The sequence below is a fragment of the Pseudonocardia sp. ICBG1293 genome (genome assembly GCF_020131355.1).
Taxonomy (GTDB): Bacteria; Actinomycetota; Actinomycetes; order Mycobacteriales; family Pseudonocardiaceae; genus Pseudonocardia.
This window is the reverse complement of sequence record NZ_JAHLEL010000085.1, coordinates 1-20,033: the sequence shown is the minus strand read 5'-3', so window position 1 is coordinate 20,033 and position 20,033 is coordinate 1. Positions and strand designations below refer to the sequence as shown.

Annotated in this window: 16 protein-coding genes and 2 pseudogenes; 13 read left to right on the top strand and 5 right to left on the bottom strand. The window is 76.2% G+C overall.

The window, feature by feature from the left end; translation table 11 throughout:
- Nucleotides 1–34 precede the first annotated feature (34 nt).
- The 6 genes and pseudogenes from KPF47_RS36705 to KPF47_RS36680 all read left to right on the top strand — a co-directional run bounded on the left by KPF47_RS36705 (nt 35) and on the right by KPF47_RS36680 (nt 8,029).
- Nucleotides 35–3,060, top strand: a pseudogene (locus tag KPF47_RS36705) (lipid II flippase MurJ).
- Nucleotides 3,057–3,782: a polysaccharide deacetylase family protein gene (locus KPF47_RS36700; protein ID WP_224392966.1), complete on the top strand. Its 726-nt coding sequence runs from the start codon at nt 3,057–3,059 to the stop codon at nt 3,780–3,782. Before KPF47_RS36705 ends, KPF47_RS36700 begins: the two are co-directional and overlap by 4 nt.
- A complete protein-coding gene (locus KPF47_RS36695; protein ID WP_224392965.1) occupies nt 3,779–4,882 on the top strand; it encodes a glycosyltransferase in 1,104 nt (367 codons plus the stop codon). The genes KPF47_RS36700 and KPF47_RS36695 overlap by 4 nt, the downstream gene beginning before the upstream one ends.
- The gene (locus KPF47_RS36690; RefSeq protein WP_224392964.1) at nt 4,879–5,700 is read left to right on the top strand and encodes a hypothetical protein; all 822 of its coding nucleotides are present in this window, start codon (nt 4,879–4,881) and stop codon (nt 5,698–5,700) included. The genes KPF47_RS36695 and KPF47_RS36690 overlap by 4 nt, the downstream gene beginning before the upstream one ends.
- Nucleotides 5,697–6,917: a GNAT family N-acetyltransferase gene (locus tag KPF47_RS36685; RefSeq protein ID WP_224392963.1), complete on the top strand. Its 1,221-nt coding sequence runs from the start codon at nt 5,697–5,699 to the stop codon at nt 6,915–6,917. The genes KPF47_RS36690 and KPF47_RS36685 overlap by 4 nt, the downstream gene beginning before the upstream one ends.
- Nucleotides 6,914–8,029 carry a glycosyltransferase gene (locus tag KPF47_RS36680; protein ID WP_224392962.1) on the top strand — a complete coding sequence of 372 codons (1,116 nt, stop codon included), beginning with the start codon at nt 6,914–6,916 and terminating at the stop codon, nt 8,027–8,029. Before KPF47_RS36685 ends, KPF47_RS36680 begins: the two co-directional genes overlap by 4 nt.
- Here the strand turns inward: KPF47_RS36680 and KPF47_RS36675 are convergent.
- On the bottom strand, nt 8,007–8,945 hold the full coding sequence (locus KPF47_RS36675; protein WP_224392961.1) for a glycoside hydrolase family 26 protein: 939 nt from the start codon (nt 8,943–8,945) through the stop codon (nt 8,007–8,009). The genes KPF47_RS36680 and KPF47_RS36675 overlap by 23 nt on opposite strands.
- Nucleotides 8,946–9,292: 347 nt before the next feature.
- Between KPF47_RS36675 and KPF47_RS36670 the strand changes: the two genes are divergently transcribed.
- From KPF47_RS36670 to KPF47_RS36650, 5 genes are all read left to right on the top strand, one after another.
- On the top strand, nt 9,293–9,430 hold the full coding sequence (locus KPF47_RS36670) for a hypothetical protein (RefSeq protein WP_224392960.1): 138 nt from the start codon (nt 9,293–9,295) through the stop codon (nt 9,428–9,430).
- Nucleotides 9,420–10,712: a JmjC domain-containing protein gene (locus tag KPF47_RS36665; protein ID WP_224392959.1), complete on the top strand. Its 1,293-nt coding sequence runs from the start codon at nt 9,420–9,422 to the stop codon at nt 10,710–10,712. The genes KPF47_RS36670 and KPF47_RS36665 overlap by 11 nt, the downstream gene beginning before the upstream one ends.
- Entirely contained in the window at nt 10,709–11,593 is an 885-nt protein-coding gene (locus tag KPF47_RS36660) for a sucrase ferredoxin (RefSeq protein ID WP_224392958.1), read from the top strand. The genes KPF47_RS36665 and KPF47_RS36660 overlap by 4 nt, the downstream gene beginning before the upstream one ends.
- 257 nt (nt 11,594–11,850) lie before the next feature.
- A complete protein-coding gene (locus tag KPF47_RS36655; protein ID WP_224389962.1) occupies nt 11,851–12,648 on the top strand; it encodes a glucose-1-phosphate cytidylyltransferase in 798 nt (265 codons plus the stop codon).
- Between the two features lie 115 nt (nt 12,649–12,763).
- The gene (locus KPF47_RS36650; RefSeq protein ID WP_224386229.1) at nt 12,764–14,605 is read left to right on the top strand and encodes a GNAT family N-acetyltransferase; all 1,842 of its coding nucleotides are present in this window, start codon (nt 12,764–12,766) and stop codon (nt 14,603–14,605) included.
- A 151-nt stretch (nt 14,606–14,756) separates the two neighbouring features.
- Here KPF47_RS36650 and KPF47_RS36645 read toward each other — a convergent pair whose 3' ends face one another.
- From KPF47_RS36645 to KPF47_RS36630, 4 genes are all read right to left on the bottom strand, one after another.
- Nucleotides 14,757–15,362: an HNH endonuclease gene (locus tag KPF47_RS36645; RefSeq protein WP_224386228.1), complete on the bottom strand. Its 606-nt coding sequence runs from the start codon at nt 15,360–15,362 to the stop codon at nt 14,757–14,759.
- A 152-nt stretch (nt 15,363–15,514) separates the two neighbouring features.
- Nucleotides 15,515–16,627 (bottom strand): cystathionine gamma-lyase, encoded by a 1,113-nt coding sequence (locus KPF47_RS36640; RefSeq protein WP_224386227.1) that lies wholly within the window; start codon nt 16,625–16,627, stop codon nt 15,515–15,517.
- Between the two features lie 5 nt (nt 16,628–16,632).
- The gene (locus KPF47_RS36635; protein ID WP_224386226.1) at nt 16,633–17,691 is read right to left on the bottom strand and encodes an NAD(P)H-dependent glycerol-3-phosphate dehydrogenase; all 1,059 of its coding nucleotides are present in this window, start codon (nt 17,689–17,691) and stop codon (nt 16,633–16,635) included.
- Nucleotides 17,688–18,407, bottom strand: a complete 720-nt coding sequence (locus tag KPF47_RS36630; protein WP_224386225.1) for a 1-acyl-sn-glycerol-3-phosphate acyltransferase — start codon at nt 18,405–18,407, stop codon at nt 17,688–17,690. Before KPF47_RS36630 ends, KPF47_RS36635 begins: the two co-directional genes overlap by 4 nt.
- Before the next feature lie 135 nt (nt 18,408–18,542).
- Between KPF47_RS36630 and cofC the strand changes: the two genes are divergently transcribed.
- Together cofC and KPF47_RS36620 are read left to right on the top strand one after the other, a co-directional pair.
- Entirely contained in the window at nt 18,543–19,274 is a 732-nt protein-coding gene (gene cofC / locus KPF47_RS36625; protein ID WP_224386230.1) for a 2-phospho-L-lactate guanylyltransferase, read from the top strand.
- A gap of 61 nt (nt 19,275–19,335) precedes the next feature.
- A pseudogene (locus KPF47_RS36620) lies at nt 19,336–20,033 on the top strand (RNA degradosome polyphosphate kinase); the annotation flags it as partial.

Sequence of the window (20,033 nt, the reverse complement as noted above, 5' to 3'; positions counted from 1 at the left end):
GTCCCGCAGACGGCGAGAGAGGACCTTCCCGCAGATGCGTCGTGGAACCGCCACGACCGCGGTGGCCGAGCCGGCGGCCCCGCCGCGTCCACCGGTGACGCCGACCCCGGCGGACACCGGGACCGGCCGGCCGACCTGGGCGGTCGCGGCGATCGTGCTGACGGTCAACCTGCCGTGGCCGCACCTGGAGGCGGGCGGCTCGTCGGTCACCGCGGCCGACCTGGCGTCCCTGGCGCTGGTCGCGGTCGTCGCCGCGGGTCTGGTCGGTGGCCGGTTCGACCTGCCCCGGCCCGCCACGGTGGTGTTCGGGGCCCTGGCCGCGGCCGCGACCGTCTCGGCGCTGGTGGCCACCGACGTCGCGACCGCACTGCCCGGTCTCGTGCGCTACCTGCAGGTGTTCGTCCTCGTGCCGGCGGCCGTCGCCGCGGTCGCCAGGACCCCGCGCCGGATCGTGGTCGTCGCGGGCGCGTTCGTGGTGTCCGGGGTCGTGCAGGGCTCGGTGGGCGTCGTCCAGTACCTGAGCGGGACCGGCGCCTCCATCGGCGGGGAGACCGTGCGTGCCGTCGGCACCTTCGGCGCCCAGGAGATCATGGCCATGTCGGCGGTGGTGAGCTTCGCGCTGGCCGTCTGCGTCGCCGGGGCCGTGGCCCTGGCCGACGCCCGGCACCGGCTCGTCCTCACCGCGCTGGCCGTCGCGTTGCTCGTCCCGCTGGCCTTCTCGCTGAGCCGGGGCAGCTGGCTCGCCGCCGCCGTCGTCGTCGTACTGCTCCTCGCCCACCTCGGACCGGGCGGGCTGTTGCGGGTGGCCGCGGTCGCGGCGGCCCTGACCGTCGTCCTCGTCGGCGGGCTCGGGCTGGGTGCGGGCGAGATCGGGACACGGCTGGGGAGCGCCGTGTCCTCGGTCGGTTCCCCCGACTCCTCGGTCGGCGACCGCTACCACCTCTGGGACACCGCGACCTCGATCTGGGCACAGCACCCCGTCACGGGGGCCGGGCTGCGCAGCTTCCCCGAGCTGCGCGACGGGCACGCGCCGCTCGGGCTGAGCTCGAGCAGCGACACCGACCAGCCGGGCGCCGGTTACGTCAAGCAGGAGCTGCTGTCGCCGCACAACCAGTACCTGCTCGTCCTGTCCGAGCAGGGGCTGCTCGGGGCGACGGCACTGGTCGGGCTGCTCGCGACGGTGTCGCTGGGCGCGCTGCAGCGGGTGCGGCGCAGCACGACGCCCCTGGAGCGCGCCGTGGGGCTCGCCGTGCTCGGCATGGTGCTGTGGCAGGGGATCGAGTTCCTCTACGCCGACACCGGCGGACCCACCAGCGTGCTGGTCGGCGTGATCGTCGGCCTCGCCGCCTCCTACGGCCTGCGCGACCGGCCGGCCCCCGTCGGGGCCGGCCCGCCCGCCGGACGGCCGACGCCCCGGTCCGGCCCCGGCCCCCGCTCCGGCTCCGGCTCCGACTCCGGCTCCGACTCCGGCTCCGGCTCCGGCTCCGGCTCCGGCTCCGGCTCCGGCTCCGGCTCCGGCGAGTCGCGCATGATCCTCACCGCCACGGTCGTGTCGGCGGTGCTCATCGCGCTGGGCGCGCTGGGTGGCGTCGTCCGCGACCTGATGCTGGCCTCCTACTTCGGGGCGGACGGCACGACCGACGCCTTCCTGGTGGCCTGGACGATCGCCGAGACCGCGGTCCCCCTCCTGATCGGCGGCGCGATGGCGCTGCTGCTGGTCCCGGCCTTCACCCGCGCACTCGCCGTCGCCGCCGCGCCGACCGCACCGACGGCACCGTCGGCACCGGCTCCCGACCCGCGGACGGCCGTGGCGGGAGTCGTCTCCTACGCACTGCCCCGCCTCGCCCTCGGGCTGGTCGTCGTCGCCGGGATCGTGGCGGTGACGGCGCCGTGGCTGGTCCCGGCGCTGGCCCCCGGCCTGACCGAACCGGCGCTCGGGGTGCAGGCGATGCGCGTCGTGGCCACCAGCCTGGTGTTCATCGGCCTGGCCGGGTTCGCCGCCGGGGCGCTGCGGGCCCACCTGGTGTTCGGCCCGCCCGCCGCCATCTCGCTCGCCTTCAACGTCGGGATCGTCGGCTCCGTCGTGGCGTTCCACGAGCGGCTCGGTGTGCTGGCCGCGGCGATCGGGGTGACGGCCGGCGCCGTGCTGATGGTCGCGGTGCAGCTGCCGTCGTACCTGCGGCGCATCCCGGTCCCGCGCGCTCTCGTCCGGAGCTCCGCGCTGATCAGCGCGGGCGCCTTCCTGCCGATCGCCGTCTACACCCTGACCCGCCAGGCCCAGGTCTACGTCGAGCGGTTCGTCGGCTCGACGCTCGAGGAGGGCACCTCAACTACGCGCAGAAGATCGGCCAGCTGCCCTCGACGCTCGCCCTGATCATCGCCGTGGTCACCTTCCCGCTGCTCGCCCGCAGCCTGGTCGCCGGCGACGCGGGCGACGCCCGGCGCCGGCTCGAGGCCGACGTGCGGATCGTGGGTGCGGTGGTGCTGCTGTCCACCACCTTCCTGTTCGTGTTCGCCCCACGCGTGGTCGCGCTGCTGTTCGAGCGGGGGGCGTTCACCGCAGCCGACACCGCCGACACCGCCGCGATCCTGCGCATCTACGTGTTCGGCCTGCTCGGGCAGGCGCTCGTCGAGCTGGTCTGCCGCGCGCTGTTCAGCGGACCGTCCACGTTCCTGCCCGCCGCCACGATGGGCGCGGGACTGCTGGTGACCGCCGTCGTGGCGGGGGTCGGCGCCGGCCTCTGGGGCGCGCCCGGCATCGCCGTGGGCAACGCGGCGGGCATCTCGGTGACCGCGCTGGGACTGCTGCTCGCCCGCCGGTCGAGGGCCCAGGCGGTGGAGCCCCGTGCGATCGGCGCCATCCTGCTCCGGCTGCTCCCCGCCGTCGCGGTGACGGCTGTGGTCGGTGCGGGGGTCGCGTCGCTGGTCGGGACGCTGCCCGGGATCGTCGCCGTGCCGGTGGGCGGGGTGGCCATGCTCGCGGTCTTCACCCCCGTCGCGATGACGACCGGTGGCCTGCCCTCCCTGCGAGCCGTACTCGGGACGAGGAGCGCGACGTGACCACCACCCGCTGGCCCTGGATCTGGATGTACCACTCGGTGGACGACTACTCCGAGGACCCGTACCGGGTGACCGTCACCCCCGAGCGCTTCGCCCGGCAGATGGCCTGGCTGGCCGCCCGCCGGCTCCGCGGTGTCGGCGTCGCGGAGCTGCTGGAGGCCCGCCGGCACGGCCCCGCCCGCGACCTGGTCGGCCTGACCTTCGACGACGGCTACCGGGACTTCCTGCACCGGGCCGTACCCGTCCTGCGCCGCCACGGGTTCACCGCCACCGTCTACGTGCTCAGCGGACGCCTCGGCGGGACGAACGCGTGGGACGTCCCGGGCCCGGTCAAGCGGCTGATGACCGCGGACGAGGTCCGCGCCACCGCGGCGGAGGGCATGGAGGTCGCCTCCCACGGGGTCGCCCACGTCTCGCTGCCGGCCGGGGACGCCGACGGCCTGCGCGACGAGGTCGGGCGCAGCCGCGCCGAGCTGGCCGACCTCGTCGGCGGGCCGGTCACCGGCTTCGCCTACCCCTACGGCCACGTCGGGCACCGGGAGATCGACGCCGTGCGGTCCGCGGGCTACGCACACGCCGCCGCGATCGCACCGCACGAGCGGGCGGGTCGGCACGCCCTGCCGCGCACGTTCGTCGGGGACCGGGACGGCGGGATGCGGCTGCGCGCGAAGGACGTCCGGCGGCAGGTGCGCGTCCCGGACGGGGAGGCGACGTTCGTATGAGGGTCCTGCACGTCATCACCGGTCTCGACGCGGGCGGCGCCGAGCGGCAGCTGCGCCTGCTGCTGCGCCACCGCCGCGCCGAGACCGAGGTCGTCGCGCTCGGCAACCCGGGCGTCGTCGCCGACGGTCTGCGGGCGGACGGCGTCCCGGTGCACCTCGTGCCGATGTCGGGCAACACCGACCTGTCCGCGCTCCCGGCGCTGGTCCGGCTGATCCGGCGCGGCCGCTTCGACGTGGTCCACACCCACCTCTACCGCGCCTGCGTGTACGGCCGGCTCGCGGCACGGCTGGCCGGGGTGCGCACCGTCGTGGCGACCGAGCACTCGCTGAACGGGACGCTGATCGAGGGCAGACCGGTGGACCGGCCGGGGGTGCGCGGGCTCTACGTGGCCACCGAGCGGTTGGGGCGCACGACCGTCGCGGTGTCGCAGGAGGTGGCTGACCGGCTCCGTGGGTGGGGCGTCCCCGACCGACGGATCACGCTGCTGCGCAACGGGACCGACGTGGCCGGCCACCGCTTCGACGCCGCCGACCGCGAGCGGGTGCGGCGCCGGTACGCCGTGGCGGCCGACCGTCCGGTCGTCGGGGTCGTCGGGCGGCTAGAACCGCCGAAACGGGTCGGCGTCCTGCTCGACGCCCTGCCGGCACTCCCCGGGGTCACCGCGCTGGTGGTCGGGCACGGCAGCGCACGCGCGGCGCTCGAGCGGCACGCCCGGGGGTCCGGCGTCGCGGACCGCGTCGTGTTCACCGGCGAGGTCGACGACGTCGCCGCGCACCTCGGCGCGATGGACGTGCTCGCCTCCCCCGCGCCCGAGGAGACCTTCGGCCTGGCGCTGCTGGAGGCCGCGGCGTCCGGGCTGCCCGTCGCCTACGCCTCCGGTCCCGTCCTGGATCAGCTCGACGACCCGCGTCACCTGCGGGTCGCCTCCGACCCCGGCGCCGTCGCCGTCGCCGTCGCGTCACTGCTCCACCGGCCGCCGGACCGCCGCCCGGCGGCCGGCCTGGACCGCTTCGACGTGGTCCACGTCGCCGCGGAGCTCGACGCCCTCTACCGACGGCTCGCCGCACGCGACCCGATGCCCCGAAAGGCCCTGACATGAGCGACCCCAGCACGTCCGACGGATCCCGCCCGGGAACGGGCGCCCCCGGGACCGAGCAGGGGCCGGTGGACGACCCCACCGCCGAGACCCACCGGTGGGCGGTCACACCGCCCACCCCCGCCGCCGGCCCGCCCTCCTCGCGGCGCCGCCTCGCGCTGCGGGCCGGGGTGCTGGCGCTCGTCGTCGCGGCCGGGGCGGGCGCCGGAGCCGGGTACGGGCTGGTCAGCGGCCCGACCTTCCGCACGGCCGCCTACGTCGCGGTGACCGCGCAGGACGCCGACGGCCAGCAGCGGGCGACCAGCTTCGCGCAGGCCTTCGGCCGTATCGCCGGGGAGCCCGCCGTCGCGGCCGCCGCGGCGGCGCAGCTGCGGACCCCCGTCGAGCAGGTCCTGCACCGGGCCGAGGTGCAGACCTCCCCCGACGCCCCGCTGGTCGAGGTGGCCGGGCTCTCGGGCGACCCGCGGGAGGCGACGGCGACCGCGAACGCCCTCGCCGGGAGCCTCGTCGCCTACGGCAACCAGCGCAGCGCCGAGACGGGCGTGGCGCTGGCGGTGTTCGCGCCCGCCGTGGAGCCGGTCGAGCCGGTGTCGGCCTCCCCGGCGCTGCTCGCGATGGTCGGCGGTGCCGCCGGTGTACTGCTCGCCGGTCTGGGGCTGTTCGCCGCGTCGAGCCGCGCGCCCCGTGACTTCGCCCCCGCCCCCGCCCCCGCCACGCCGCCGGCCCCGGGCCGGACCCCGGCAGCGGCACCGGCAACGGCACCGGCATCCGTGCCCCGGCGCAACGGCGTCCGGCCGGCGTCGACGGTGGTCCGGCGGTGACCGCGGCGGGCGGGCTCGGCGGTGACTGGTCCGTCGCCCCGGTGCGTGACCCCGGTGGCTTCCGGGATCTCGCCGCCGAGTGGGACGCCCTCGCCGACCGCTGTGCGAGCGCCACCCCGTTCCAGCGTTCGGGGTGGCTGTGTGCCTGGTGGGACCACTACGGCGACGGTGCCTCACTGCACGTGGTGACGGTGCGCCGGGACGGCCGCCTCGTCGCCGGCGCCGCCCTGATGACGCGCCGGCTCGCCGGTGTCCGCGTGCTCGGCCCGGTCGGCGGCGGGCTGTCGGACATCACCGAGTTCCTGGTCGACGAGACGGTGCGCGACGAGGCCGTCCGGCACCTCGCCCGGTCGGTGCTCGCCGAACCGGGGTGGCAGGTCGTGGAGCTGCCCGAGGTCCGCGCGGACGGTGTCGCCGCGGCGGTGGCCGCGCACTGGCGCGGTGCGGTGTCGGTGGCGTCCTCGGTGTGCCTGGAGGTGCCCTTCGGCTCGGTCGAGGCCCTGCTCGCCGGTACCGAGGGACGGTCGCGCAAGCGTCTGCGCACCCGGATCCGCAAGGTCCGGGCCACCGGCGTGGAGTACCTCCCGGCCGGTCCGGGCGCCGCCGTCGGCACCTCCACCGGGGTCGCCACGCTCCTCGACCTGCACGCGCTGCAGTGGGAGGGGCGCGGCGGGAACCCCGAGCACCGCACCCCCCGCTTCGCCGCGATGCTGACCGGGGCACTCGACGTCCTGGTCCCGGCGGGGGTGGCGCACCTGGACCTGTACCGCGTCGACGGGGTCGACGTCGCCGCGATGCTGCTGCTCGTCGGCCCGCGCGCGGTGTACGCCTACCTGCTGGGGGTCTCCCCCGCGCTGCGGGACGGAGGTGACGGGGCGGCGCTGACCCTCTCCCGTAGCCTCGACGTCGTGGAGCACCGTGAGCGGGTGGCCCTCGACATGCTGCGGGGCGCCGAGTCCTACAAGCGGCGGTGGCAGAGCGTCGAGATCCCGCAGCGGCGGGTGCTGCTGTCCCGTCGCCGCTCACCGGGCGCCGCCTCCTACGTCGCGACGGTGCGGGTGCGGGCCGCGCTGCGCGACCGCGTCCGGGACCGGGCACCGGAGCTGCACGCCCGCCTGGGTGCCACCGTCCGGGCGCTGCGCGCCGACGGCGCCGGATCCGCGGCACGGACCCTCCTCACCCGACGACCCCCCGGATCCGGGTCCTCGACGACGTGAGGGTCCTGCACGTCACCCAGCCCACGGTGGCCGGGGTGCACCGCTACGTCCTGGGTGCGGCGGTGGACCAGCTCGCCCGGGGATGGGACGTCCACGTCGCCTGCCCGCCGGACGGCCTGCTCGGCCGTGACCTGGCCGCCGCCGGGGTGCCGCACGTGGTCTGGGCCGCGGGCCGCGCGCCCGGGCTCTCGGTGCCCCGCGAGGTGCGCGCGCTGCGGCGGGTGGTGTCCCGGCTGGCACCGGACGTCGTGCACCTGCACTCGGCGAAGGCCGGGCTCGCCGGGCGGCTCGCGGTGCGCGGCACGGTGCCGACGCTCCACCAGCCGCACGGCTGGTCCTGGCTCGCCGTCGACGGTGTGCAGGCGCGTGCGGCCCTGCGCTGGGAGCGGACCGCGGCGCGCTGGACCACCTGTGTGGTGGCCTGCGGCGAGGGTGAGGCGGCCCAGGGCCGCGCCGCCGGGGTGCCGGAGCCGATCGCGGTCGTGCGCAACGGCGTCGACCTGGCCCGTTTCCGACCGGCGGGACCGGACGAGCGGCGCGCGGCCCGCGACACCCTCGGGCTGCCGCACGACGCGCCGGTCGCGGTCTGCCCGGGGCGTTTCGCCCGGCAGAAGGGACAGGACGTCCTGCTGGCCGCGTGGGGTGCGGTGCGCGGACGGGTCCCGGACGCCCGGCTGGTGCTGGTCGGTGGCGGCGACGCGGGTGGGACCGGCGCGGCCGTGACCGGGACACCCGGCCTCGAGCGGTTCGGCCCGACCACCGACATCTCCCGCTTCTACGCCGCGGCCGACGTCGTCGTGCTGCCCTCCCGCTGGGAGGGGCTGTCCCTGTCCGCGATCGAGGCCCTGGCCACCGGACGCCCGGTGGTCGCCTCGGCCGTGCCCGGCCTGGCCGAGCTGGTGCCTCCCGCGGTCGGCGCCCTGGTCCCGCCCGAGGATCCCGGCGACCTGGCGGACGCGGTGGCGGACCGGTTGCTCGACCCCGGGCTCGCCGGGCGCGAGGGCCGGGCCGCGGCCGGGTGGGCCCGGGGGTTCGACACCGCGCGGACCTGGACCGAGCTGGCCGCGCTCACCGAACGGACCGCGCGGGTCAACGCCCGTAGAGCTCCCTGACGACGGGCGCGGAGAGCGGGTTCTCCGTACACCAGAACACCCCGTGCGGGCAGTAGTCGGTCATCGTGCTGTAGACGGTGTCCTGGCGGGCCATCCAGTCGTGCATGCGCCGGAAGTACTCGGGGTCGTCCCCGTGGCGGAACAGGCCCCATTCGGGGAAGGACACCGGCTTGCCGTGGGCCGCGGCGAACGCGGCGTGCGCCGCCAGCCCGAGGGGCTGGGAGACGAAGTCGGCGAACCGGCGGCCCGGCCCCTGGTCGTAGGAGTCCATCCCGATGATGTCGACGACGTCGTCGCCCGGGTAGCAGGCGGTCCAGTCGATGTCGTCCTGTCCACGGCTGACGGTGAAGTCGATGCGGAACCGCTGCCCGGGCACCGACCGCAGGGTCGTGGCGACGTTGCGGAAGTAGGCCGCCCACGCCTGCGGGTCCGGCCGGCACCGGTGGGAGTAGGTCTCCCCGTTCATCTCCCAGCCGGGCACCAGGACGGCCCGGTCGAGTCCCCGCGCGACGAGGCGCTCGCCGAGCGTGCGGAAGTGGTGGTCGAACTCGCCCGCGGCGCCCCGCCGCAGGATGCCGGCGACCTCGGCGTCGGACAGGCCGGCCTCGTTCGGGGCGGCCATCGGCACGTTGAGCACGAACAGCCGGTCGGGGTGCTCGCGCTGCCACTGCGCCCACGGGTCGAGGATGTAGCCGGGGCCCTCCAGGTCGTCCCAGCCCTCGCCGGGCAGGTACGTGTGCCCGACGTCGACGGGCCGGCCGAGCCACTGCTCGAACTCGGCCAGGCGGGCGACCCCCTCGGCGTCGGACCCGGTGAAGGCTCCGAACGGGAAGGGGCGTGCGGGGACGTCGGCGACCGGACCGGCGGAGCAGGACAGCAGCAGCGCGAGGGCGGCGGCGATCAACAACGCGGTCATCGGCTTCCGGCGGGCGTGCGATAGTGGCGTGGCGACGGTGGTCAGGGTAGCGGCCGGGCGGCGGTGCGACGGGCGAACCCGTTCACGGTCCGGGCACGGCCGTGCGGATGCGGTGGGCGGTGGCGTCGTGACCGCGCACCGCGGGCGGTGCCGGCCGGGGTGCGGCGTCGCCGGGACGCCCGCCCGGGTACGACCACGCGCGCGACCGGGTGTCCCCGGGCGGGAGCGCCGGGTTCGCCGCCCTCCCCCGGGGTGCCCGCGGCGCCCGGATCGGGTCCCGGAGCATGACGCGCCCCGGCTCGGGGTAGACGGCGTTCGACCGTCCCGACGTCCAGGAAGGAATCATCGTGGCACTCAGCGACGACGACATCACCACATCCGGCTCGACGGGCCCCGAGGGACCCGCCGACTCCGGCGCCGGTCAGGGGACCCCCGGCCAGCACGACGGCGGCGCCGACGGCGGTGCCGACAGCGGTGCGCACTGACCCCACCGGGCCGACGGCCGGGGCCGGGGCGTCCTCCCAGCAGGACACCCCGGCGCCGGCCGGCGCACGTGGCACCCCGGCAGGGGGCGCGCTGGCGCGACTCGTCGGCCCGGACGTGGACGCCTTCGCCGGGCAGTTCTGGGGTGCCGCGCCGCTGCTGCGTACGGCAGCCGATCACACGGGGTTCCGCGACCTGCTCGACCTCGACGGGGTCGACGAGCTGCTGTCGGTCAGGGGGTTGCGTACGCCGTTCCTGCGGCTCGCGCGGCACGGCTCCGTGGTCGGGTCCGCGGACTTCACGGGCCCCGGCGGTGTCGGGGCGGAGATCGCCGACCAGGTCCGCGACGACCGGGTGGCCGCGCTGTTCGCCGACGGGACCACCGTCGTCCTGCAGGCCCTGCACCGCACCTGGCCCGCCGTCATCGGTTTCTGCACCGCGCTCGCGGAGGACCTCGGCCACCCGGTGCAGGCCAACGCCTACGTCACCCCGCCCCAGTCGCAGGGCTTCTCCGCGCACTACGACGTGCACGACGTGTTCGTGCTGCAGCTCGCCGGGCAGAAGCACTGGCGGGTCCACGAGCCCGTCCACACCGCCCCGCTGCGGTCGCAGCCGTGGAGCGATCACCGCGACGCGGTGGACGCACGGGCGCGCGATGACGACCCCGTCGTCGACCGGGTCCTCGAGCCCGGCGACGTGATGTACCTGCCACGCGGCTGGCTGCACTCGGCCACCGCCCTGGGTGGGGTGTCGGCGCACCTGACGATCGGCGTGCACGTCGTCACCCGCTACGCTCTCGTCGAGTCCCTCATGAGGCTCGTCGGGTCCGACGACCGCCTGCGCGCCTCCCTTCCGCTGGGCATCGACCTCGCCGACCCCCGCCGGCTCGCCCCGCATCTCGACGCGGTGCGGGACGCGCTCACCGCGGCCGTGGCCGCCGTCCCGGTGGCGCGGGGCGTCCGCGCCCACGTGTGGTCCGGCGGGCGTCCGGAGCCGGTCGGTCCCGTCGCGCTGGCCACGTTCGCGCAGGACCTCGCGCCCGGCGACAGTGGGCGCCGCCGTCTCGGGGTGCACCACCGTCTCGTCCCGGGTGATGATCGGGTGGTGCTGGAACTGGCCGAGAAGACGCTGACGTTGCCCGCCGCGGTCGAGCCCGCGCTGCGGACACTGCTCGCGGGCGGTGTCCACGCCGTCGGTGAGCTGCCCGGGCTCGACGCCGACGACCAGGTCGTGCTCGTCCGCCGCCTGGTGCGGGAGGGCGTCCTCGTCCCGGCCGTGGCGTGACCGGCGCCCGGGCCTTCCAGCGCTGCGCCGAGCTCGCCGAGGCGGCAGGCGACCCCGGTGAGGGCACCGCCCCACCGGCGCAGCACTGGTTCCTGGTCGAGCACCGCGGGGCGTGGCCGCGGCTCGCGCTGCAGGCGCTGGACCCCGACGCGGCCGCGGCGCTCGGGGCGTGGGCGGGCGGGACGGGCGCGCGGATCGTGCTGGTCCGCCGGCCCGGCCGGCGCGCGGGCCGCGCCGAGGGGCTGCGGTGGTTCCGGGTCGACGCCCGGCCCGGGCACGAGGGCATCCGCACCGGCACCTGGGCCGGTGCGGGCGACCTCGCCGCCGCCGTCACCGCCGAGGGCGACCCGTACGACGCCCCGCTCACCCTCGTCTGCGCGCACGGGCGCCACGACGCCTGCTGCGCGGTCCGTGGCCGCCCGCTGGCCGCGGCACTCGTCGCCGACGACCCGGAGGGCACCTGGGAGTGCAGCCACATCGGCGGCTGCCGCTTCGCGCCGGCGATGGTGCTGCTGCCCCACGGTCTCGTCTACGGCGGCGTCTCCCCGCTGGAGGGCCCCTCGATCGTGCGCGACGCCGCCCGCGGCCTGGTCGTGCCGTCCCGGCTGCGCGGCCGCTCCGCGCTGTCCCCCGCCGTGCAGGCGGCCCAGCAGCACGCCCGGCTCGCGACCGGGTCCCGCGGTGTTGACGACCTGCGCGTCGCCGGGGTCGACTCCGACGGCGCACCGGCGGGCAGCACCGCGTGGCGGGTCCGGTTCACCGGGCCGGACTGCGTCGTCGAGGTGAAGGAACGGTTCGTCGGCGTGGACCGGCCGCTGACCTGTGCCGGACGTCCCGGCGGCCGCATGCGGGTCTTCGACCCGGTCCGAGTGGGCCACTGACGTCCCGCCGGATCTGCGCGAGCACTTGTTTCCGAATCGGAAATGATCGTGGTGCGCCCGGTCGTTGCGCGGATCCCCAGGTGGACAGCCGGTGAACTCACTCGCCGTCGATGCGGGGTCACCGAGAGTGCCGGGCCCGGCCCGCTGTGAGGAGGCAGACACCGGCGGACCGATAACAGTGCGGTAGTGGTGTGCGGTTCCACCACTGCCGGCGACGCCGCCCCACCACGCTCCCCACGAAGGAACGGAAGAACCGTATGGATCCCCAGACCCCCGTCGTCATCCTCTGCGGAGGCAAGGGCACCCGCATCCGCGAGGCCTCCGAGAGCCTGCCGAAGGCGATGGTCGAGATCGGCGACCGGCCGATCGTCTGGCACATCATGAAGACCTACCGGGAGCACGGCTTCCGGCGCTTCATCCTGTGCCTGGGGTACAAGAGCTGGGCCATCAAGGAGTACTTCCTCGACTACCGCGCCCGCTCCGCGGACTTCACCCTGTCCATGTCCGACCGGCACCGCATCGACTTCCACAGCGGCGTCGACGAGGACTGGGAGATCACCTTCGCCGAGACCGGGCTCGAGGCCGCCACCGGCTCGCGCGTGCGCAAGATCGCGCCCTACGTCGACACCGAGCACTTCTTCCTGACCTACGGCGACGGCGTCGGCACGGTCGACATCACCGCACTGGCCAAGGAGCACGAGCAGTCCGGCAAGATCGGCACCGTCACCGGCGTCCACCCCACGTCCAAGTTCGGCGAGATGCACGTCGAGGGCGACCGCGTCGTCGAGTTCAACGAGAAGCCCACCCAGGTCAGCGGGTTCGTCTCCGGCGGCTTCTTCGCCTTCCGCCGCGAGTTCCTCGACTCCTACCTCGGCACCCCCGGCGACGACGGCGTGTGGCTCGAGCACGAGCCGCTGCAGCGCCTGGCCCGCGACGGACAGCTGAACGTGCACCGGCACGAGGACTTCTGGTCGGCCATGGACACGTTCAAGGACTTCGAGTACCTGAACTCGCTCTGGGCGCGCGACGAGGCCCCCTGGAAGATCTGGGCGTGAGCGCCCGGTCCGGCGGCCGCCACGGGCCGCCGGACCGACCGAAACGGACGAAGTAACACCTTCCGCCCACACGGCGAGGTCACCGACGTCAGCCAGCGCCGACGGACGGACGACCGTGACCGACACCCTCGCCGGGGGCGACCTCCCCACCCACGCCCCGCCGGACGGGTGCGTCCCCACCGCCGCGGCCCGGTGGACCATCGAGCACCTGACCGGCCTCGACGCGCTCGACGCCGTCGCCGCGGAGTGGGACGACCTGGTCGACCGCTGCGCCAGCGCCACCCCGTTCCAGCGCAGCGCCTGGCTGCGGGCCTGGTGGCAGCACTACGGCCCGGCCGGCGAGCCCTGCTTCGTCGCGGTGCGCCGCGGTGGGGTCCTGGTCGCGGGCGCCGCGGTCTTCACCGAGCGCCGGGCCGGTGTCGTGCGGCTGTCGCCGGTCGGTCGCGGCCTGTCCGACGTCACCGAGTTCCTCGCCGACGACGCCCACCGCGGGCCGGCCGTGACCCACCTCGCCGACGCGTTGCTCGCCGTCCGCGACTGGCACGTGACGGACCTGCCGGAGATCCGGCCGGGCAGCGTGGCGGCCGATCTCGCGGCGGCGTGGCCGCGGCGGACCGTCCGCACCCCGGCGTCGGTGTGCCCGGAGATCCCGCACCGCACGGTCGAGGACATGCTCGCCGCGGGGCCCGCCCCGAAGTACCTGCGACGGCGGCTGCGCACCGCCGAGCGGTCCGGCATCACCTGCGGCGCCGCACCGGCCGACGCCCTGCCCGGGGCGGTGGACACCCTCCTGGACCTGCACCACCGGCAGTGGGCGCGCCGCGCGGTCAACCCGGAGCACCACGCGGAGCGGTTCCGCGGCCTGCTCACCGACGCCGTGCCCGCGCTCGCGCGCGACGGCGCCGCCCAGATCGACCTCTACCACCGCGACGGACGTCCGGTCGCCGCCGAGCTGCTCCTGCTCGGCGGGCGCTCGGTGCACACCTACCTCGTCGGGGCCGACCCGGCCCTGCGCACCGACGTCGACGTCGCCGCACTCACCATCCGGCGCGGCATCGCCGTGGTGGCCGAACACGGCCTCGCGTCGCTGGACCTGCTGCGCGGGGACGAGCCGTACAAGCGCCGCTGGCGTGCCGTCCCGATCCGGCAGGAGCGGGTGCTGCTCGTCGCGCGTTCCTCCGCGCCGGTCGTGGTCCTCGTGGCCGCCGCCCGGGCCCGCGCCGCGCTCCGGCGCCGGATCGCCGGGGGGGGGGGGGGACGCTGCACGGAGCGCTCGGTACGGCGCTCCGGCGGTGGCGCGGCGCCGCGGCGCCGACCGCCGTCCGCACCGTCCTCGACCGGGCCCGGGACGGCGCACGACGGGCGGCGGGTGCCGGGCGGGCGGACCGCTGAGCGCGTCGGCCGGGTCGAGGTCCGCAGCTCGACGCCACCCACCCGGTGCGTCGTCGGCCGCGGTCGGGGTCACCCACGGGGCCGTCACCCGTCCGCGGTCGACCGGGGCGGGTCGCGCCACCGGCCGGCACCCGGCGCCACCGGCCGTACGCCCGGTGTCATCACATCTGGGGAACCGACGGCCGTCTCGCTAATGGGCCGCACGGCCCAGGCGAATCCAGGGGCAGAGCGGCCACACGGCCGTCGCGGACCGAACAGGAGACCGTCGATGAGCGTCCTGCCCGACACCCCGGCCGTCGTCCCGGACACCGGCGCCGCGGCGATCCCGGCGCCCCGCACCGCCGCCGAGGACGCGCTGCCGCCGCCGGCCCCGGCCACCCCGGCCGCGGTCGACCTGTGCCGCTGCGGCCACGAGCGCGACGCCCACGAGCACTACCGCGCCGGCACCGACTGCGGGGCCTGCGGCACGTCCTGCCGCGCGTTCCACGCGCGCACCGGCACCGCCGCCGGACGCGCCGCCGGGCGGGTCGCCCGTCTCACCTCGGGGCTCCGGCGCCGCCGCTGACCCGCGGGCACCGGCGCGCGGACGGGTCGTCGCACGCGCGACCGGCCGGTCCCGCGCGACGACCGCCGCCGGCCGGCCGGCCGGTGGCGACGCGTCCACCACCGGCACGACCGGGAGCGGTCGTCCCCCGCCGCCCGGTCGTGCGCGGTCCCTAGGCGGCCGAGGCCAGCCAGGGCTCCCAGGCCGGTAGCGGCTCCACCGCCAGCACCAGCACCCCGGCGCCCGTGCGCGCCGGCGGGGCCGGTGTGGTCCCCAGGGCCCAGCCGATCTCCTCGATCAACCGGTCGGCCTTGCGCGAGTTGCAGGCCTTGCAGGCCGCGACGCAGTTCTCCCAGCTGTGCGCCCCGCCGCGGCTGCGCGGGACCACGTGGTCGATCGTGTCGGCTCGCCTGCCGCAGTAGGCGCAGCGGCGGCCGTCCCGTCGCAGCACCCCGGCGCGGGTCATCGGGACCGAGCGGCGGTAGGGCACCCGGACGTAGCGCGACAGGCGGAGGACCGAGGGTGCGGGGAGCGCGAGGTTCTCCGAGCGGAACTCGGCGCCCTCCAGAGCCTCCTGGAGACATTCCGCCTTGCCGGAGAGCAGCAGGCAGATGGCGCGTTTGGACGTGACCACGGCCAGCGGTTCGAAGCTGGCGTTGAGGAGCAGGACCCGCGACCCCACCGGGACGTGAGCCGTGGCCGGCGGCTCGGCCCCCGGTGCCGGGACGGGATCGTCGGGGAGCGGGTCGACCGCTCTCAGGTCGCCAGGGACGATCATCTCGGCACCATGGGGGACGGGTTGTCGGTACGGCACGCGACCACCTCCGCGAACGCTCGAGGTCCGGATGTAGTCGACCATACGGAAGCCGGGTTACGCGAGTGTGATAACGGAACCGACGCCGGGTGTCCCGCCGGTTCCGCCGGGCGGGATCAGGCCCCCAGCGCCCCCGTCACGTCGGCGACCAGGTCGCCGGTGTCCTCGACCCCGCAGGACAGCCGTACCAGGCCGTCCGGCACCGCGTCCCCCCATCGCGCCCGCCGGTCGGCGGCCGTGCGCAGCCCGCCGAAGCTGGTCGCCGAGTCGACGAGCGTGGTCCGGGCGAGGAACTCCGAGACCGCGTGGGTGTCGGCCAGGGTGAACCGCAGGATCCCGTTCCAGCGGCGCATCTGGACGCTCGCGAGCGGGTGCGCCGGGTCGTCGGCCAGCCCGGGCCAGCGCACGTCGTGCACACCCGGGGTCTCGCGCAGCGCGACGGCCAGCGCGCGGGCGTTCTCGGCCTGCCGGGTCAGCCGCAGGTCCAGGGTGCCGAGCCCGCGCAGCGCCAGCCAGGTCTCCATCGGCCCGGCGATCGCCCCGACGCGGGTGCGGAAGGCGCGGACCCGCTCGTGGTGCACCGGGTCGGCCGCGGACACGTGCCCGAGCACCAGGTCCCCGTGCCCGGACAGCGCCTTGGTGTCACTGGCGACGACGAGGTCCGCCCCGAGCGCGAGCGGCTGCTGCCCCAGCGGGGTGCAGGTGGTGTTGTCGACCGCGACGACCGCTCCGGCCGCGTGTGCGGCGGCGGCGACCGCGGCGACGTCGCAGACCTCCAACCCCGGGTTGGACGGCGTCTCCAGCATCACCAGCGCGGGCCGGTGCCGGGCGATCGCCGAGGCCCAGTCGCCCGCGGTCGCGCAGTAGGCGACCGGCACCCCCAGCGGGGCGAGCTCCTCCTCGGCGAGCAGCCGCGCGACGTAGTAGCCGTCGCTGGGCAGCAGCACGCCGCGCCCGGCCCCGGTGAAGGCGCGCAGGACCGCGGCGACCGCGGCCATCCCGGACGGGAACACCGTGCACGGCCCGCCGTCGAGCTCGCCGACCGCGGCCTCGAACTCCCGCCACGTCGGGTTGTCGGCACGGGCGTAGAAGTCCGCGCTCGCCTCGGCCTGTTCGGGACGGCCGAGGTGGTAGGTGCTGGTCAGTACCGGTCCACGGTGGACCGGGCTGCCGACGGCGTTCGCGTCGTGCTGTCCGCCGCGTACGCAGCGGGTGCTGTCTCCGAGCATGCGGTTCACTCCGGCTTCGGGGCCCGGGAGATCAGTTCCTTGGCCATCTGGTGGGCGGTCATCCCCTCGTGGCAGACGCGGCGCACCGCGTCGGCGATCGGCAGCTCGACCCCGGCGCGCTCCCCGAGCTCGCAGATCGACAGGCAGGACTTCACACCCTCGGCGACCTGGCCGTGGTTGGCCTTCTCCGCCTCCGCCAGGCTCGCGCCGCGGCCCAGCTGCTCGCCGAAGGTGCGGTTGCGTGACAACGGGGAGCTGCACGTCGCCACCAGGTCGCCCATGCCGGCCAGGCCGGCGAAGGTCATCGGCGAGGCGCCCAGCGCCATCCCGAGCCGGGACATCTCGGCCAGCCCACGGGTGATCAGCGACGCCCGCGAGTTGTCGCCGAGCCCCATCCCGGACGCGACCCCGACGGCCAGCGCGATGACGTTCTTGCCCGCCCCGCCCAGCTCCGCCCCGACGACGTCGGTGTTGGTGTAGGCGCGGAAGTAGCCGGTCGCGCAGGCGGTCTGCAGGGCCACCGCGCGGTCGTGGTCGGCGCAGGCGATGACGGTCGCGGTCGGCTGCTCGTGTGCGATCTCCGCGGCCAGGTTCGGCCCGGACACCACGGCGAGCCGGTCCGGCCCGACGCCGGTGACGTCGTCGATCACCTCGGTCATCCGCCGCAGCGTCCCGAGCTCGACGCCCTTGGCCAGGCTGGTCAGGGTGACCCCGGCCGGGACCAGGTCGCGCCAGCGCTCCAGGTTGGCGCGCAACGACTGCGACGGCACCGCGAGCACCACCGCGTCGGCTCCGTCGAGGGCCTCGGCGGCGTCGTGGGTGGCCCGGAGCGTGTCGGGCAGCGCCACGTCGGACAGGTAGTCGGGGTTGTGCCGGTCGGCGTTGATCGCCTCGGCCACCTCGGACCGGCGGGCCCAGAGCCGCACCTCGCGGCCGGCGTCGCCGAGGACCTTGGCGAACGCGGTGCCCCAGCTGCCCGCACCGAGGACGGCCACGCGCTGGATCGAGTGCACCGGCTCGTTGACCGGACGCTCCCCGATCGCCGGGGCCCGACGGACGCTCATCGGCCCGCCTCGCTCTCCGGACGGCGTCGGTAGAACTCCTCCGGCGGATCCTCGTCGCGGACCTCGGCGAGCAGCTCGCGGACCCGTCCCATGATCAGGTCGGTGACCTCGCGCAGGACGTGGGCGTCCAGCGGGCGCCCACGGTAGGCGCTCAGGTCGACCGGGTCGCCCGCGCGCAGCACGACGTCGGTGCGCGGCAGCGGGCGGAACTTCTTCTCGTAGCCGTCGAGGACCTCGCGGGTCCCCCAGTGGACCATCGGGATGACCGGCACGTCCGAGGCCAGCGCCATCCGCGCGACGCCGGTGCGCGAGCGCATCGGCCACCCGTCGGGGTCGCGGGTGATGGTGCCCTCCGGGTAGATGATGACGATCTTGCCGTCGGCCAGGGCCTGCGTCCCGGCGGCCAGGCTCTGCTGGGCGTCGGCGGAGTCGCGGTAGACCGGGATCTGCCCCGAGCCGCGCAGCACCTGCCCGAGCACCGGCACCTGCCACAGGCTGCTCTTGGCCAGGAACCGGGGCCCCCGCCCCGCGCTGTGCACGTAGGTCCCGGTGTGGATCGGGTCCAGGTGGGAGATGTGGTTGCCGACCAGCAGCGCGCCGCCGCGGGCCGGGAGGTGCTCGCGGCCCTGGTAGCGCGGCCGGCCGGTGAGCCAGCCGATCGAGTAGAAGAACGGGACGGCGAACCCGACCCAGAATCCGCCCTTCTCGCGTGCCACCGGCGGCCTCCTCCTGCCCGCCCCGGGGACGGGTCGTGGGGTCGTCGCGGATCGGGATGATCCGGATCTCGTGCGTGGAGTGTCCCCACAGGGGCCCCACGGTGTCACGCGGGGTGCCAGACTGGGGAGGTGACCCTGCGGGTGGACCTGGTCGTGCCGGTGAAACCGCTGCCCCGCGCCAAGACCCGGCTGCGCGGCGCCGCGGACGGCGGGGTGGGCGATCTCGACGCGCACCAGCGGCTCGCGCTGGCGCTGGCCCGGGACACGGTGGCCGCGGCAGTCGCCGCGACCGCGGTCCGGCACGTGCTGGTGATCTCCTCGGACCCGGCGGTGGCGATGGAGGTCGGTGCGCTCGGCGCCGAGGTCGTCACCGACCCCGGCCGCAGGCTGAACGGCGCGCTGCGGCACGGGGCCGCGCTGCTGCGCTCGCGCGACCCGCACGCCGCGCTGGGCGCCCTGCAGGCCGACCTGCCCGCGCTGCGCCCGGCCGAGCTGGACGACGCCGTCGCCGCGGCCGCCGTCCTGTTCGCCGGTGGCGCGACCCGCGCGTTCCAGCCCGACGCCCCCGGCGAGGGCACCACGCTGCTGCTCGTCGCGCCGGGAGCGGATCTCGACCCGCACTTCGGCCGCGGGTCGGCCGCCCGGCACGCCGCGTCCGGCGCCCGGGCGCTGCCCGGCGAACGGCCCGGGCTGCGCCGCGACGTGGACACCGCCGCCGACCTCGACGACGCCGTCGCGCTCGGGGTGGGCACGTGGACCCGCGCCGTCGTCGACGCGCGGCACGGCCCGCCCGCCGAACCTCACCCGCCCGGCTGTCCCCCGCCCGGGGACGCCGTCGCCCGACGGTGTGGCACACCACGTACGTGAGATCGTCGTACGGGCCCGTGTCCGCATGGACGGTTGCGGAACGGTGCGAAACAATCGTGACGTGAGTGACGACTCGGCGACCCCGGACGGACGGAACGGCGCCTCCGCGCACCCCGGGGGCCGTTCCCGGTCCACGGCGCGCCGGGCCCCGCGTCCGGCGTCGCGTCGGTTGCACACCGCGAGCCGCAGCGTCACCGAGCAGGCCCCGGCGGCCGAGATCCCCGCCCAGCAGCACGTGCCGCCGGGAGCGACGCCGCCCGCCCCGCCGGCCGCGGCACCCTCCCAGGTGCAGGGGGCCGCGCCGATCGCGCCGCCCGCGGGGGCGACCACCCCGGCGTCGACGATGGCCGAGCGCCTGCCCGAGGACCGCTACCTCAACCGCGAGCTGTCCTGGCTCGACTTCAACGCCCGCGTGCTGGCGCTGGCCGAGGACGCCAGCCAGCCGCTTCTGGAGCGCGCCAAGTTCCTCGCGATCTTCGCCTCGAACCTGGACGAGTTCTACATGGTCCGGGTCGCAGGCCTGAAGCGCCGCGACGAGACCGGCCTGTCGGTGCGCAGCGCCGACGGCCTCACCCCGCGCCAGCAGCTGGCCCGGATCACCGAGCGGAGCCGCGACCTGTCGCGGGCGCACGCCGAGGTGTTCATGGACGAGCTGCGGCCCGAGCTCGACGCGGCCGGCGTCCACCTCCGCAGCTGGGAGGACCTCACCGACGCCGAGCGGCTGCGGCTGTCGGACTACTTCACCGAGACGGTGTTCCC